Source organism: Psychrobacter sp. UBA2514, assembly GCF_002341255.1.
GTDB classification, from domain to species: domain Bacteria; phylum Pseudomonadota; class Gammaproteobacteria; order Pseudomonadales; family Moraxellaceae; genus Psychrobacter; species Psychrobacter pacificensis.
In genome coordinates, this window is record NZ_DDNS01000018.1 from 71,074 (window position 1) to 86,462 (window position 15,389).

Genomic DNA, 15,389 nt, shown 5'->3' on the forward strand with positions numbered 1-15,389 from the left:
AGGATAATAAGTCTGTGCTTGCTAGTACAATTGCGGTATTCATCGTTATGGTACTGGCAAGCATTGAGCCTCTAGAGTGGTCGAGCTACCTGTTACATCAGCTAGGTACGCTGCTTTTTTTGGCATTAATGCTAGGTGCTTATCGCTATCGCTATGTTAGCTCACGCTCCTATGTGCTCGCGGCGTTATTTTTAATTATTCACATCGTAGGCGCACGCTATTTATACTCATACGTGCCCTACGATGATTGGATAGATCAGCTGTTTGGTTTACGTTTGGATGAATTATTTGACTGGCAGCGTAATATGTACGATCGTCTTGTGCATTTTAGCTACGGGGTTTTACTGTTCAATGCGATGGTAGATATCTCAAAGACTATCTTTAACGTTCAATCTGTCAAACTACTCATCGCACTTGCTCTCATGATTAATATGTCATCAAGTCTGCTCTACGAATTACTCGAATGGAGCATTGCAATGACGTTATCTCCAGAAGCTGCCGAAGCTTATAATGGTCAGCAGGGTGATATATGGGACGCCCACAAAGATATGGCTTTAGCATTACTCGGTGGGCTAATTGCGGCAGTTATTATGCTATTTGAAACTCGTCAAAACCAAGTGGTATCTAATTAAGTGACTAATCGTCCTTTTTATCATCATCACTGTCACCTGGTATGATGGCTTTACCGACCGCGACAGTGCCTTTGACCACACCTTTAGTGGTTTTGTAGGCGATTTTGGCAGGTACGGTGACGATTTTATGGACACAAGCTTGCAAGAAAAACACACTGGCAATAATGACAACAAAATGTAATTTTTTCATAACTTTCCTACGATTCGATGGCTGCTCTGATGATAGCCATCAGATAGGTGATCATCATAAACGATTAATCCCTTCTTATAAAGCATCCCTTACTATCAATCTTGTACGTATTTAAAATATGGATTTGCCCATGACCTCTATTCCTCTTTGTCTACCCGACTCTATTACGCCTGAGCAGTTTTTGGCTGAATACTGGCAGAAAAAACCACTGCTTATCAAGCAAGGCTTACCGCAGCTGATCGATATGTTTGAGCCCGATGATATGATGGGTCTTGCCCTTGAAGAAGATGCTAGCGCACGCTTGCTAACCCAAGCAGCCAGTAAAAAAGAAGGTCAAGCGCAGTGGCAACTCAAAAAAAGCCCACTGAGCGAGACTGATTTTGACAACCTGCCAGCGCAGTGGACAGTCCTTGTGCAAAACCTAGAGCAATGGTCACCAGAGCTCGGTCAGTTGTGGCAAGCATTTGACTTTATTCCGCAGTGGCAACGTGATGATATCATGGTCTCTTATGCCCCTAAAGGAGGATCGGTTGGTAAGCATTATGACGACTACGATGTATTTTTGGCACAAGGCTATGGTTCACGGCGCTGGCAGTTGGGCAAATTCTGTGATGAGCAGACAGAGTTTGTTGCTGATGAGCCTATTCGCTTGTTTGACGATATGGGTGAGCTTATCTTTGATGAGATACTAGAAGCGGGTGATGTGCTTTATGTACCGCCTAAATTATCGCACTTTGGGGTGGCACAAGATGACTGTCTGACTTTCTCGTTTGGCTGTCGTCGTCCAAACTTGATGCAAATCATCGACAGTGTGGCAGATATTGCAACCAATGACAGCCAGTTATTTATCCCTATGCTACTGCCGCAAGCGCTACAAGCATCAGGCGAATTACAAGCAGACAGTGTTGCTGCTATCAAAGCGCAATTGCTAGAGATGCTACAATCTGAGCGCGGTGATGATATGATTCGTCAAGCAGTCTCTGAGGTGGTGAGTAAGCGCCAATACGATGCGCTGATGCCAGAGGAAACACTGGGCACCGATGAGCTTGTACAAGCATTGTCTGAAGGTGCGCTATTGCAAGCGGACTATAGCAATCGTCTGCTCTATAATCAAACCCGTGATGGCATCACGCTATATGCCAATGGGCAGCGTCTCGATGGACTTGATAATGCAGCAATAGCAGTATTAATGCGCTTGGCTGATGGTGAATCATTGAGATATGATGATGTGGCAGACGTTGCAGCTGACGACTTAAGCGAATGGTTAGAAAACGGTTGGATATGGGTCAATATGACTGAATAAAACATAATCATCGAATTTTAGCTGAATAATGCACAATAAAAAAACCGCTATCTGATAATTACTCAGATAGCGGTTTTTTCTTATGCATATTACACAATTACTCGTTCAATACTCATAATGATGTATCAAACGCCGCTTAGTATTTATTAAAACCACTATAAAGACTAAACGTGTTGGTCGTTAATACTATTACTCTGTACCAAGCTCAAGCAAGCTCGCGTTACCACCGATTGCTGTGGTGTTAATCGTCTTAACACGCTCAGTGACAAAACGATGCAGATAATCAGGTGTTAGCATCTCAGACAGTCCTTCCATATCAGTGACACTGATGACTTGCGTCAAAATACCATCTGTCTTTGCAAGCTCTTGACTGATGGCTTGTACTTCGCTGTGGTTACCAGAAACGGCCACCTGAGCAAGACGATCAATGTATAAAAGCGTGATGGTTTGCGAGTCATTAGCCACGCTCAATACATCTTCGCTAATACCCGTATCGTACAGGATTTTAGCGGCTTCATTGCACATCTCATTTTGGCTTGGGCAATGCAGTATGACTTCATTACCAGTCAATAATGCAGCCACAAGCTGACCTAGTACGGCCATTGCTCTGGCTGATTCGCCACCAACGACCATTGTCTTACCACGACCAGTGACGTACAAGTCGTTTGACTCACCTGTCGCACCAGTCATACGATGCGTCTCATCTAAGCTTGGCGCCGCGCTCAATAGGTGATTGAATAAACGCTTTGCTTTGTTGGCATCACCAGTCAATAGAGACAACTTTGGAATTGCCGCCTCTAGGTACGTTGCGCGGTTAACTGCGCCAAGTAGTCGCCAAGATTCACAAACTTGGGCATGATTTTTTTTGAATTCAGTCGCCATGTTGCTACTCCTTATGCGAGTTCTGTTTGAGTGGTTGTTTGGGTAGTGCTGTTTGTTTGGCTGCTTGTTGATGCTGATTCAAGCTGCATCAGACGCGCAACATAGTGCGGACCACCAGCTTTAGGACCGGTACCAGACAGACCACAACCACCGAATGGCTGGACGTTTACGACCGCACCGATTTGGTTACGGTTGATATAAGTGTTACCTACAAAAGCACGGCGCTCGATATGCTCAACAGTTTTTTCGATACGGCTATGAATACCCATCGTCAAACCAAAGCCTGTGTTATTGATAGAATCGATGAGCTTATTCAGATCACGTGCTTGATAGCGCAATACGTGCAGGATTGGACCAAAGTGCTCACCACCAATCACATCAATACTGCTTACCTCGATTGCGGTTGGCAATACAAAGGTAGAGTTTTCTTGGCTGACAACCGAGCTTGAGCTCATTGGGGTTTGAGCCAAGATAGTAGCGGTTGGCTCAGCATCCATACGCGCGATATGCGCCTCTAAACCATTTTGGGCATCAGCATCAATCACAGGACCCACATCTGTAGCTGCGTATAGCGGGTTGCCAACAGAAAGCTCAGCCATATTGCCTTGCAATAGCTCGATCAAATCATCAGCCATCTCTTCCTGTACACATAGTATACGGCAAGCTGAGCAACGCTGACCTGCTGAACCAAATGCAGATAGAACAGCGTCTTTAACGACTTGCTCTGGCAGTGCTGTTGAATCAACAATCATCGCGTTCTGACCGCCCGTCTCAGCGATAAAGACAGGCAGCTCGCCACTCGCTTGAGCATGATCATTCAAGCTTTGATTGATACGCTGAGCAGTTTGGGTTGAGCCAGTAAATATCACACCTGCTATGTTATCAGCAGCCGTTAGCGCTCCGCCCACATCACCGGCACCTGTCACCAATTGCAACGCTTCTGCTGGTACACCCGCTTGATACATGAGTTGCGCAGCAAAATGAGCAATCAAGCTGGTTTGTTCAGCAGGCTTAGCGACTACCGTATTACCTGCTGCCAGTGCCGCCACGATTTGACCCGTATAGATAGCCAATGGGAAGTTCCATGGGCTAATACACACAAAAGTGCCACGTGGTTTATAAACTTGACGAGATGGCTTACCAGACAAATCTGTAAACTCATGCACGACATCGTCTAGGCGCTCTGCTTCATCAGCGTAAAAACGACAGAAATCAACGGCTTCTTTGATTTCATCGATGCTGTCTTGCATGGTCTTGCCAGCTTCGACTTGGCATAGTGCCATTAGCTCAGCGTAGTTTTCTTCAAATAGCTCAGCGATTTTACGCAGTATTGCTGCACGTTTGGCCACCGTCACGTTCTGCCACGTACTTTGACCAGCGACAGCGACATCAATCGCTTGACGAGCCAATTCTGCATTGGCATATTTGACTTCACCAGCGCTTACGTCATGATTCCAAGGCGCAAGTACAGGCTGCGCATCAAGCTGATGGGTGACGCCATCTACTTCATATTCATTAATTGCTTGGCCGTTGATGATAGGTGTCGCTGACCATTTTTTATTGAGATGGCTATCAATAGCTGCTTTAAACGGCAACCACTGTGACTCTACAAATATATTAGGGCCAAAACTTGCACGGCGCGAACCATAAATCTCTAGTGGTAGCGGGATATCTGGGTTGTGCAAGGTTGGGTTGGCAAGTAGCTTGTCATATGGATGCACAGTTAGTTTTTCAATCGGATACGACTTGTCTAATAACTGATGGACAAAAGAGCTGTTGGCACCGTTCTCTAACAAACGACGTACCAAATATGGTAGCAAGTCTTTGTGTGCGCCAACTGGTGCATAGATACGTACAGGAATCTCATAAGCTTGCAAAATATGGTCATAAAGTGCATCACCCATACCGTGCAAACGCTGGAATTCAAACTCTTTATGGGTGCTCATGGTCATGATTGAAGACAGTGTGTGCGCATTATGCGTCGCAAACTGTGGCCAAATAAGACCGCGCAGATGGTCTGATAATAAGAAACGCGCACTGGCAAGATATGCGGTATCTGTACCTTCTTTGCGTGTCCAAACTGGATAGCCTGATAGACCTTTTTGCTGAGCAAGTTTGATCTCAGTATCCCAATAAGCGCCTTTTACCAGACGTACTGGAATGCGATCGCCTACTTCAGAAGACAAACGAGCAAGCCAAGCCAATACAGCGATAGCACGTTTTGAGTAGCCTTGTACAACGATACCTAGGCCATCCCAACCAGCTGTTGAGTTATCACGGTATAGAGACTCAAACAGTTTTAAAGAAATCTCAAGACGATCCGCTTCTTCGGCATCAATACTAAGATCAACATTGACCTCGCGTGCCGCTTCAATAAGGAGCAAGCAGCGTTGACGCAATAGACCCATGACCTGAGCTTCTTGTGTCGCTTCATAGCGAGGATGCAGCGCAGACAATTTGATAGATACTGATGGCTTAGGCATACCTTCTTTGACTTTGACGTTGGCCGTCGCTTTGATCGCATGCAAGTAGTCATTAAAGTATTTTTCAGCATCTCTATGCGTGATAGCCGCTTCACCTAGCATATCGAATGAATAGGTATAACCTTTATTACGATATGGCTGGCTGTTTTTATTGGCGTCTTCGATGGTTTCACCCAATACAAACTGATGGCCCATGATACGCATGGCTTTTTGCATGGCACTCCGAATGACAGGCTCACCCATCTTTTTGGTCATGCGATCCAAGAAACCTGAGGCAGTAGTGCTGCTATCAATACTGACGACACGGCCTGTCATCATCATGCCCCAAGTAGAGGCATTGACCATGAAACCATTGTCATTTTTGATGTGCTTTTTCCAATCTGCCACACTCATTTTGTCATGAATCAATGCATCAGCAGTATAATTATCCGGCACTCGAATCAACGCTTCTGCCAAGCTCATCAGCAAGATACCTTCTTGGGTATCAAGGCTATACTCAAGCAATAATGAGTCAACCATCTTGACGGCTTTGCCATCGTTACGCACATGCTCAACCAGCCTGCGTGTCTGCTCAGCGGCAGCATCACGCTCCTCTGCGCTAGGCTTGGCAAGTGGCAATAAATCAGCCAACCAACGCTGTTCATCAACGCTATATAGTGGCGAAATACGCTTATATAACTCTTCTATTGGCTGGGCAAGATACTCTGGCGACAGCATATCAACAGGATTGAACAAAATCGGCTCTTGCGGGGTAAACTGGTCTACTGGGTTCATAACAACTCCATAACTATCGTTTAAAAACCATAATAAATGGTGCTTTAGGAAGTCTGATCGTCCTGCATAACTGCTCGTAACCGCTATCAAAATAGAGGTTATGGAGGGATATTCACAGCAATAATCAAAAGACCAAACGGCGCCATCACAAAACTAGAAAATCCAGCATATGCTGGAGATGGTTAAGTAGGTCGTTCCACTGTTAAACGGGCTACGTTAACAATACAAAGGCAACAACGAAAAATTAAGCGGCATTAGTGCCTTCTTCTTGTTAGTAGTGAAAGGAGTGTGATGGACAAATATCGCTTGAATGAAGTGATAAAAAATCACTTAAACAAGCCCAAACATACCATCTTAAATGTGCAAATTCACTGTAAGAAAAACCTCTACGGCGTTGATTGAGGTGATGCGCTTAACTCGGCTATAATATCATGAAAAAAAAATTCAAACTAACGCTTTTTTTTATTTTTAAAAATAAATTTGTCTTTAAAAAACAAATATTTACAAGCAATTTTTCAGTCATGACGCTTTGGTTATATTTTTTAGTTTACTATTACCGATTAATTATTACCAAAATTTTGAGTTTTAATCGTACCAATTTTGGGCTCACTAGTAAGCTAAGTACCATCTCCAAATAATAAAAACCCTCTTTACCATCAAGTGATAAAGAGGGTTGTATGGTTAGGTCTCATACCTAGCGCGATACGCCTTATAAGAAGATAATTTTAACCAATAGCACAAGAGTCAAAAGCCATACAGCAATGCTGATATCAGCAAACTTACCAGAGATCGCTTTGACCGCGGTAAAGGTGATAAAACCAAGTGCGATGCCATCAGCGATAGAGTATGTCAGCGGCGTGAACAGCAATACAACTACAACAGGCGCTGCTTCTGTTAAGTCGCTCCAGTCGATGTCTTTTAGGGTGCCCATCATCAGTACGGCAACATAAAATATGGCACCGGCCGTCGCGTAGGCTGGGATCATACCGGCTAATGGAGAAAAGAAAATGCTTAGTAAAAATAACACACCAACAGTGACTGCCATCAATCCTGTACGGCCACCTGAGGCAATACCAGAGATACTTTCGATATAACTGGTTGTCGATGACGTACCAAGTAAAGAGCCTGCAACTGTCGCTGTTGAGTCTGCTAATAGCGCCTTGCCCATATTAGGAATATTGCCATCTTTGTCAGTCAACTTGGCTTGGCTAGTGGTTGCAATTAGCGTACCTGCAGTATCAAATAAGTCCACAAATAAGAAAGCGAAGATCACACTGATCATACCCACATCAAATGCGCCAGCGATATCGAGCTGCATCAGTGTCGGCGCGATAGAAGGCGGTGCAGATATGATACCGGTAAACTGTGTATAGCCCATTAGCAAACTAATCAGAGCAACCAGCAAAATACCAATGGTTACCGCACCTGGGACTCTTTTATAAGACAGACCAATAATGACGACAAAACCTAGAGATGCCAATACAGGACCAAATGAAGTCATATCACCAAGAGCAACCAAGGTCGCATCATGATTGACGATGATACCTGCACTCTGCAAAGCAATAAAAGCCAAGAATGCACCAATACCAGCGACTACGCCGTTTTTGAGAGAGTTTGGAATCGCATTGATGATTGCCTCACGAATCTTAAAGAGGCTTAATAGAACAAAGATACAACCTGACAAAAACACTGCACCCAGCGCGGTTTGCCATGCATACCCCATACCTAAGACCACGCCATAGGTGAAGAAAGCATTAAGTCCCATGCCTGGCGCTAATGCCACTGGTAGTCGGGCATAGATACCCATGATGAAACAACCGACTGCTGCAGCCACACAGGTTGCGACAAATACGGCCCCTTTGTCCATACCTGCATCGGCTAAGACATTAGGGTTAACAAAGACAATATAAGCCATCGTCAAAAACGTGGTTATACCAGCGACGATTTCTGTTTTGATCGTGGTATTGTCACCATTAATCCCAAAATAGCGTTCAATTGCATTCATAAGTGTTCGCCCCCAACTGGCTAATAAAAAATCACCACTACCTAAAACTAAACATGACCTCAGCAAAATGGCGATGCCGCAGTAAGAATAATGTAGTAACAAAGCGTAACATATTAGACGAGTTGTCTTACAAACTCAATCGCTGATAATGTCTAACTCGTATAAAAAGCAATTAAAAACACCACTTTTATAACGATAAAAAGTCTATACAAATTTGAATTTTCTTATAGTCTCTAGCTCAAATCATTTATGTATACTAGTAGGGCGTGTTGCCACTATATTGTTAAAATATTTGATGTATCGTACTTTTTGTCTGGTTAACACATTAATAATGACGTTTCTTTTATTTAGAAGTAAACTAACAGGTTATTATGTTGATGTCTCAGTGGTTGAGCGTGGTCTCAAATAGTCTCTTACTAAACCCGATTGCCGAGATCTTTACTGCGCTTAAGATTCAACGATAAAGTATGCTTATTATTTTTAGGGTTCGTTTGGTTTGGATGTCTTTATTTAAACCAGCTGTTGTCAATTATCCGTGAGTCCATTACATGCCTGAATCATTAAATATTATTGATCTTATTACCCAAGCCAGTCTATTGGTACAGATTGTGATGGCGTTATTGCTATTAGCCTCTTTGTTCAGTTGGGTCATTATTTTCCGTATGAGTGCGCGGCTCGGTACAGCCAAAAACTTTGATCAACAATTTGAGACTTGGTTTTGGTCAGGCGAAGATTTAGCAAAGCTGTATCAAGGCGTACAAGGCTCACCTGATCGCCAAGGACTTGAGCAGATTTTTTATGTGGGATTTTCAGAGTACCTGAGAATGCATAAAAAGCGTCAACCTAAAGATGACATCATCGACGGTGTTGAACGTAAACTGCGCGTCGGCTTGGGCCGTCAGCAGCAATTACTCGAGTCAGGGCTGACGACGCTAGCGAGTATCGGCTCGGTGGCTCCTTACATTGGACTGTTTGGAACCGTTTGGGGCATCATGAACGCGTTTTTGGGACTGTCGCAAACCGAGCAAGCCACCCTAGCCTCTGTCGCGCCTGGTATTGCTGAGGCGCTGATTGCGACAGCCATGGGCTTGTTTGCCGCTATTCCTGCTGTATTGGCATACAATCATTTTACGGCAAAATCTAGCCGTCTTTATGATTCACGAGCACTATTCTGTGACGAGATGACAGGCATGCTACAGCGCGAGACCAGTGTGCAAATCCCCGTTGCTAGAGAGACGCAAGTGAGTGCCACTCAGGTGAATGGGCTATGAAACCAAACCCCTATCGCCGTGAGAAAAAAGCGCTGAATGCAGAGATGAATGTCGTTCCCTACATCGACGTTATGCTGGTGCTATTGGTGATATTTATGGTGACCGCACCCATGCTCATTACAGGTGTCGATGTTGATTTGCCAAAAGAGCAAACCAATACCATGAGTCAGAGCCAGTTGCCCGTCATTGTCTCATTGACTGACAAGGGCGAGATTTTTATCAGTTATGAAAATAATATCGACTTGCCTATTAGTGAGCCTGAGCTAATTAACACTTTATCCAACTTACAGTCTCAGAGCGGTAATACCAACACTGAGCCATTGCAAGTGATGATTAATGCTGATCAAAATAACCAATATGGCGCTATCATGACGCTCATGGCAACTTTGCAGCAGGCAGGTATTGAAAAAGTAGGGTTATTGACTGGTGCGCCTTTACCGACGCCATCACTCCAATAGCTATACCTTCTATATAGGTATGTCACATCATAGCAGCCAATCCGATAAACCACGTTCATGAGTATCCATATCATGCATAATGCGCCTGCCGTCTATGTCCCCACCGAACCTGAAGGCAATGGGCTAACACTGCCTACGTTACTCAGTTTGCTAGCACATGGTCTTATAATCGGCATACTGATTTATAACTATCAGTCCACTGAGGTTGAGACTGCTGGTAGCATCGAGACGGTCATGGTAACTCCTGAGCAGCTCGCTGAAATGCAAGGACAGATATTGGCCAATCGTGCAGCAGCCAGCGCCATGCAAATGGACAGCAGCACCAGCGACTCAGCCAGTAGCGCTCAACAAGAAACCTCAAGTAGTAGTAGCTCAAGCGCTCAAAATCCAAGCCAGCCGAACTCCCAGCGTGTCCCTGTGTTTACGCGATCTGACGAGCCTGCCAGTCAGCCTATGCTTATGAGTGAAGAGCAACATCAACGCCTGCGCGAGCAAAACCAAGAATATGAGCGCAGAATGGCTGAGTGGGCAGCGCAGCTAGACGAATCCGCGATAGAGGAGCTTGATCAAGTAGAGCAAGACAAAAGAGAGCAGATGATCGAAGATCAAAAAAGGCTTGGAGATTTTCGTCAAAAGCAAAACAACCCACCCAAGATCAGACGCCCCACGGCTAACGATCGTAATATACAGATTGATACCGATGGCTCTGGCAATGCAGGCCGAACCTTTAGTCTCTCAGATGGTCAATCAACCATCTCCGGCGACACCTTAACCTCTAGTACTTCTAAAGGTAGTAGTCGCTCTGCCTCAAGTGGTAGTCGCGGTGCCAGCAATAGTGAAATCATCAATCTAATCAAGCGCAACTATACGCCGCCTACCGCAGCGAAAGGCTCTACCCAGCGTGCCACCTTAACCATCACCGTTAATGCCAATGGTGACGTGGTCAATGTCACCGCATCTGGTCCTGATAGCGTCGTCAATGAAGCTGCCAGACAAGCAGTGCTCAACACAGGTAGCCTACCAATCGATGCTGATGACCCAAAATATCCTACCTTTACTATACAGTTTAAAGGTAGCAATTAATCAGTTGCTAGCGTCTTGTATTATTGATAACGTGATGTTAAGCGGCTTTTATCGCTTCGTTTTTTCATCTAAATATAGTAAAGCCCAAATAAAACTGATATAGCATCACAAACACACTCGATTAAATACTATTTTCCTTGCTTGCTGTGACTTCGTCTCCAGAGGCTGCGAAAAATAGCCTTTAATCTCGTTGTGTCATTTTTAAATTGACTTATCTATACTTGCCTCATCGACTATAAAAATGACTATCATATTAATTTTAGGAGCGCCATTGACCCATGTATACTCATAAAAAACTACTAGCCTCTTTACTTGCGGGTAGTTCAGCATTACTTATCTCGCAAAACGTGCTCGCAGCCCCTGTCGTATTAGAATTGGACTATGAGATTCCTGTCCAACAAAACCAAGTCGCGTTTGTACCATTCGCAGGCGATTCTGTTTTGTCCCCTATTATTTTAAATGATTTGAATAATACAGAACTAAAAGTCACCAGCCAAAACCTACCGCAGCAGCCACGCAGCAGTAGCGAGCTGGCAGGCACACTGCCAGTATGGCAAAGTATGGGAATACCTTATTTGGTCGTCGGCAGCACTCGTACCAATCGCGGCAAAATCGTCACCGATTATGAGGTCATCGATGTCAAATCTGGTCGCGTGATAGAAGGCAAGCAAAGCCTAACCGCTGACAATAACAGAGAAAGCATGCGCTACGCCGGTCACGTCATCGCAGATAAAGTCTATGAGCTGATTACGGGCATTCCAGGGGATTTCTCAGGGCGTATTGCTTATATAGAAGAAACAGGCACTGGCAAACAAAAAGTCTCTCGTCTAAAAGTGATGGATGCTGATGGTGAAAACGCCAAAACCATCACTGAGGTAGCTGGGTCTATCTTCTCACCAGCATGGTCACCTGACGGCAATCGCATTGCCTACTCGGTACAACGTGAAAAATCATATCCCGTCATCTACATTCAAAACGTCAGCGGCGGCGGCGCCAGTGTGCTAACGCCTTTTTCTGGTAGTAACTTGAGTCCGTCATTCTCCCCTGATGGCAGCAAAATCCTATTTTCTAGTAGTTTTGAGGGTAGCGCCGATATCTATGAGATAAGCGCAAGCGGCGGTACGCCTAGACGCCTCACTAATTTGCCAAGCAGTGAGGTGCAGCCAAGCTACGCTCCTGATGGCAAGTCATTTGTATTTGTCAGTGACAAAGCTGGATTCAATAAACCACAAGTCTATCGTTATGAGTTTGGCTCGGGACGCACCACCAAAGTATCTAATGGTGGCTATGCAACCAGTCCGCAGTTTAGCAGCGACGGAACACAAATCGCCTTTTTAAGTGGACGCTCAGCCGCGATTATGAATAGCAATGGTGCGGTGACGACCAACCTTGGTAATACGGGTATCGATGAAGCCCCAAGCTTCTCACCCAATGGCAAGCGCGTGGTCTATGCGTCAACCCAAGGCGGCAAAGGTGTACTAACGATTAAATCATTGAATGGTGGCGAAGCGTTCGGCAAATCAGGACAAGGCATCATCCGCTCACCCGTATGGTCATCAAGTCCAAAGTAATTTAGGCAACTGAATCACAACGTTAGAATTTACTCATACAAAAAGCCTTAATCATAATGAATATGATTAAGGCTTTTTTGTGTCATAAGCTGCTAGAAGAAAAGTGATAAAACCTACTTAGTAAAACCTGCCCGCCGTCTTATGCACTCTTCTTAGGTACCCTTCATTCGAACTCATTTTTCTTCCTTATTGTTAGTAATAAACCCGTAAACCGGTTAGTACCAAAAAAAACATTGCATTAACTTTCATTTTACCTATATCCTAAATAGGTCTGACTAATTGGTCAGGTTATTTAGATATTGGCCAACAAATATAAACTATTACTGTTGTCTATTTTAAGGTCGGGAACTTACCCCTATTATTTGAATCGATAAAAAACAGGTCAAGGATTGGGTTTTAATTTTTATCTAATGATTTGTTACGTTGTCTGATATATACAGCTAATTGGGTGCTAAGCAGTTATTCTAGGAGGAAACCACCATGAGTGAAAACGTTCCAGCAAATACTGATTTATTATATAGACTGCACGACCGCCCCAACCCTATCAAAGCATTCTTAGGTGCCATACAGCACGTACTTGCTGCTTTCGTTGGTATTATTACCCCTTCACTAATCATCGGTGGCACTTTAGGTTTAGGGGAACATATCCCCTATCTGCTAAGCATGTCCTTAATCGTATCTGGAGTCGCGACTTTTATTCAAACGCGAAAAGTAGGGCCCATCGGCTCTGGCCTTATGGCATTACAAGGCACCAGTTTTGGTTTTTTGGCGGCAGTATTGACCGCAGGATTTGTAGTAAAAAACCGCGGTGGTAGTCCTGAAGAGATTTTATCCGTTATCTTTGGTGTGTCGTTTCTCGGTGCATTTGTTGAGATATTTTTGAGTCAATTTATCACCAAACTCAAATCATTTATGAGCCCTATTGTTACTGGCTGTGTGATTGTCACGATTGGTTTGTCCCTAACAAAGGTAGGTCTCACTGATTTGGCAGGTGGGTTTGGTGCTGAGGATTTCGGTAGTATTCCAAACCTACTCTTAGGTGGTGGCGTACTCGTCAGTGTGGTGCTCATTAGCATTATTAACAATAAGGTTATTCGCTCAAGTGCTATCTTTATCGGTCTGATGTTAGGCTTGCTCGCTGCCGTATTTATGGGGCGCATTGATTTTTCATTGGTGTCTAAAGCGGATTTTTTCACCGTTCCCATTCCCTTCAAATATGGTTTTGGTTTTGATTGGCAGGCATTTATTCCCATTGCCTTTATGTACATCATTACCAGTATTGAGACCTCAGGCGACTTGACCGCTACCTCGATGATTTCAGGCGAACCGATCAAAGGCCCGCTCTATGAGAAGCGCATCAAAGGTGGTGTGTTGGGTGATGGTGTCAACTCTCTGATTGCGGCTGTATTCAACACTTTTCCTGTGACAACCTTTAGCCAAAATAACGGCGTGATTCAAATGACAGGTATTGCCAGTCGCTATGTTGGTTTTTATGTTGGCGGTATCTTGTGACTGATGGGTCTATTTCCTATCCTCGGTGCGATTTTCACGCAGCTGCCCAAGCCTGTCGTAGGCGGGGTCACGCTACTGATGTTTGCCACTGTCGCAACTGCGGGTATTCGTATACTATCCACCGTGGATTTTACCCATCGTAATGTCTTGATTATCGCCACGTCACTAGGATTAGCAACGGGTATTGCATTCGTTCCTGACGTACTCTCACAGACGCCGCAATTTTTCCAAAACATCTTTGGCTCAGCGGTGACGATGTCCGGTATTGTGGCAATCACGCTTGATATGATCCTACCAAAAAACTACGGTGTAGAATTTGATACGGCTGAACAACATGCCGAAGATGGCTTAAAAACAGCGCAAAAAGTGGCATAAATTTGAATGTTTAGCCCTGTCTAAAAGTAAAACGAGGTGCCATAAAATTTGTTTGTGCACCTCGTCCGCTATGATCGCTTAATCACAATGACTTAACTGTATATAATCATTCAAGTCCACAGCCTCGTAAAATAAAAGGCACTAGAAAATCTGCTGCGCGCGCTTCATCTTCTGCGTCATAAGCTGTTTTGTCCATCAGGCCGACAATTTCAATCTCAAATTCAGCGTAACGCTGGGTCGTCGCCCATATCAAAATTAGTAGTTGCAAGGGATCTGTAATCCCAATCTTGCCTTGCTTATGCCACTCTTTCATGACTTGCGCTTTATCATTTACCCAATCTTTCATCGTTGTTGACATAAATTCGTGCAAGTGAGGCGCACCGCCGATGACTTCAATGGCAAACAACTTATGACGACTCGGATTGACAAAAGCTTGATGCAGCTTGGTACGGACAAACTTTTCAATGACGGTTTTTGGATCGCTGTCCACTGTCATCGTCACCAAGCCGTCATTCCATTCTTCAATAATCGAGCGTAGCACCGCCATATATAGGTTTTTTTTGTTTTTAAAATAATAGTGGACGTTGGCTTTAGGCAGTCCTGCTCGATCAGCGATGCCTTGCATTGTAGCGCCGCGATAGCTTTGGAGCACGAACTCCTCTTCAGCGGCTGCCAGTATCAACGCTTGATTGTGCGCGCGCGTAACTTGTTGACTACGATGCGATGGCGCATCAGTAGTCAGGATATCCTCTTTCTGATTATTTTGAGTCATAACAATGGTATCTCACTCCAAGTGGCTGGTTCGACAAAATAGTCGCTATATTTTTGAATGTTTTTATATATCAATGCA

Annotated in this window: 11 protein-coding genes and 1 pseudogene; 7 read left to right on the top strand and 5 right to left on the bottom strand. The window is 44.4% G+C overall.

Annotated elements, in window-relative coordinates:
• The first annotated feature begins 14 nt into the window (after window positions 1-14).
• Window positions 15-632, top strand: a complete 618-nt coding sequence (locus B3V51_RS06520; protein ID WP_286708138.1) for a DUF2238 domain-containing protein — start codon at window positions 15-17, stop codon at window positions 630-632.
• A 4-nt stretch (window positions 633-636) separates the two neighbouring features.
• Here the strand turns inward: B3V51_RS06520 and B3V51_RS06525 are convergent, their stop codons facing one another.
• Window positions 637-822, bottom strand: a complete 186-nt coding sequence (locus B3V51_RS06525; RefSeq protein ID WP_284719307.1) for an NF038104 family lipoprotein — start codon at window positions 820-822, stop codon at window positions 637-639.
• A gap of 130 nt (window positions 823-952) precedes the next feature.
• Between B3V51_RS06525 and B3V51_RS06530 the strand changes: the two genes are divergently transcribed.
• Window positions 953-2,125 (top strand): cupin domain-containing protein, encoded by a 1,173-nt coding sequence (locus tag B3V51_RS06530; RefSeq protein ID WP_286708139.1) that lies wholly within the window; start codon window positions 953-955, stop codon window positions 2,123-2,125.
• A gap of 189 nt (window positions 2,126-2,314) precedes the next feature.
• Here B3V51_RS06530 and B3V51_RS06535 read toward each other — a convergent pair whose 3' ends face one another.
• The 3 genes from B3V51_RS06535 to B3V51_RS06545 all read right to left on the bottom strand — a co-directional run bounded on the left by B3V51_RS06535 (window position 2,315) and on the right by B3V51_RS06545 (window position 8,269).
• Entirely contained in the window at window positions 2,315-3,007 is a 693-nt protein-coding gene (locus tag B3V51_RS06535) for a 1-pyrroline-5-carboxylate dehydrogenase (RefSeq protein WP_286708140.1), read from the bottom strand.
• An 11-nt stretch (window positions 3,008-3,018) separates the two neighbouring features.
• Entirely contained in the window at window positions 3,019-6,264 is a 3,246-nt protein-coding gene (putA, locus tag B3V51_RS06540) for a bifunctional proline dehydrogenase/L-glutamate gamma-semialdehyde dehydrogenase PutA (RefSeq protein ID WP_286708141.1), read from the bottom strand.
• Window positions 6,265-6,973: 709 nt separating this feature from the next.
• A complete protein-coding gene (locus tag B3V51_RS06545) occupies window positions 6,974-8,269 on the bottom strand; it encodes an NCS2 family permease (RefSeq protein WP_286708142.1) in 1,296 nt (431 codons plus the stop codon).
• A gap of 548 nt (window positions 8,270-8,817) precedes the next feature.
• On the opposite strand from B3V51_RS06545, the gene tolQ reads away from it, so the two are divergent.
• The 5 genes and pseudogenes from tolQ (at window position 8,818) to B3V51_RS06570 (ending at window position 14,539) form a co-directional block, all read left to right on the top strand.
• Entirely contained in the window at window positions 8,818-9,540 is a 723-nt protein-coding gene (gene tolQ / locus B3V51_RS06550; RefSeq protein WP_058025342.1) for a protein TolQ, read from the top strand.
• Window positions 9,537-9,998 (top strand): protein TolR, encoded by a 462-nt coding sequence (tolR, locus tag B3V51_RS06555; protein ID WP_058025343.1) that lies wholly within the window; start codon window positions 9,537-9,539, stop codon window positions 9,996-9,998. Before tolQ ends, tolR begins: the two co-directional genes overlap by 4 nt.
• Before the next feature lie 57 nt (window positions 9,999-10,055).
• Window positions 10,056-11,081: a cell envelope integrity protein TolA gene (locus B3V51_RS06560; RefSeq protein WP_284719303.1), complete on the top strand. Its 1,026-nt coding sequence runs from the start codon at window positions 10,056-10,058 to the stop codon at window positions 11,079-11,081.
• 278 nt (window positions 11,082-11,359) lie between these two features.
• Complete coding sequence (locus B3V51_RS06565; protein WP_071001418.1) at window positions 11,360-12,652, top strand: PD40 domain-containing protein; 1,293 nt, start codon at window positions 11,360-11,362, stop codon at window positions 12,650-12,652.
• 480 nt (window positions 12,653-13,132) lie between these two features.
• Window positions 13,133-14,539: pseudogene (locus tag B3V51_RS06570) on the top strand (nucleobase:cation symporter-2 family protein).
• Between the two features lie 106 nt (window positions 14,540-14,645).
• On the opposite strand, the gene B3V51_RS06575 reads toward B3V51_RS06570, so the two are convergent.
• Window positions 14,646-15,311: a TetR/AcrR family transcriptional regulator gene (locus B3V51_RS06575; RefSeq protein WP_093069025.1), complete on the bottom strand. Its 666-nt coding sequence runs from the start codon at window positions 15,309-15,311 to the stop codon at window positions 14,646-14,648.
• Window positions 15,312-15,389: the final 78 nt, after the last annotated feature.

What these genes read in the sequence shown, in the direction of transcription:
- B3V51_RS06525 (WP_284719307.1), bottom strand. Translation starts at nt 822, where the DNA reads ATGAAAAAATTACATTTTGTTGTCATTATTGCCAGTGTGTTTTTCTTG.
- B3V51_RS06530 (WP_286708139.1), top strand. Translation starts at nt 953, where the DNA reads ATGACCTCTATTCCTCTTTGTCTACCCGACTCTATTACGCCTGAGCAG.
- B3V51_RS06535 (WP_286708140.1), bottom strand. Translation starts at nt 3,007, where the DNA reads ATGGCGACTGAATTCAAAAAAAATCATGCCCAAGTTTGTGAATCTTGG.
- putA (WP_286708141.1), bottom strand. Translation starts at nt 6,264, where the DNA reads ATGAACCCAGTAGACCAGTTTACCCCGCAAGAGCCGATTTTGTTCAAT.
- B3V51_RS06545 (WP_286708142.1), bottom strand. Translation starts at nt 8,269, where the DNA reads ATGAATGCAATTGAACGCTATTTTGGGATTAATGGTGACAATACCACG.
- tolQ (WP_058025342.1), top strand. Translation starts at nt 8,818, where the DNA reads ATGCCTGAATCATTAAATATTATTGATCTTATTACCCAAGCCAGTCTA.
- tolR (WP_058025343.1), top strand. Translation starts at nt 9,537, where the DNA reads ATGAAACCAAACCCCTATCGCCGTGAGAAAAAAGCGCTGAATGCAGAG.
- B3V51_RS06560 (WP_284719303.1), top strand. Translation starts at nt 10,056, where the DNA reads ATGAGTATCCATATCATGCATAATGCGCCTGCCGTCTATGTCCCCACC.
- B3V51_RS06565 (WP_071001418.1), top strand. Translation starts at nt 11,360, where the DNA reads ATGTATACTCATAAAAAACTACTAGCCTCTTTACTTGCGGGTAGTTCA.
- B3V51_RS06575 (WP_093069025.1), bottom strand. Translation starts at nt 15,311, where the DNA reads ATGACTCAAAATAATCAGAAAGAGGATATCCTGACTACTGATGCGCCA.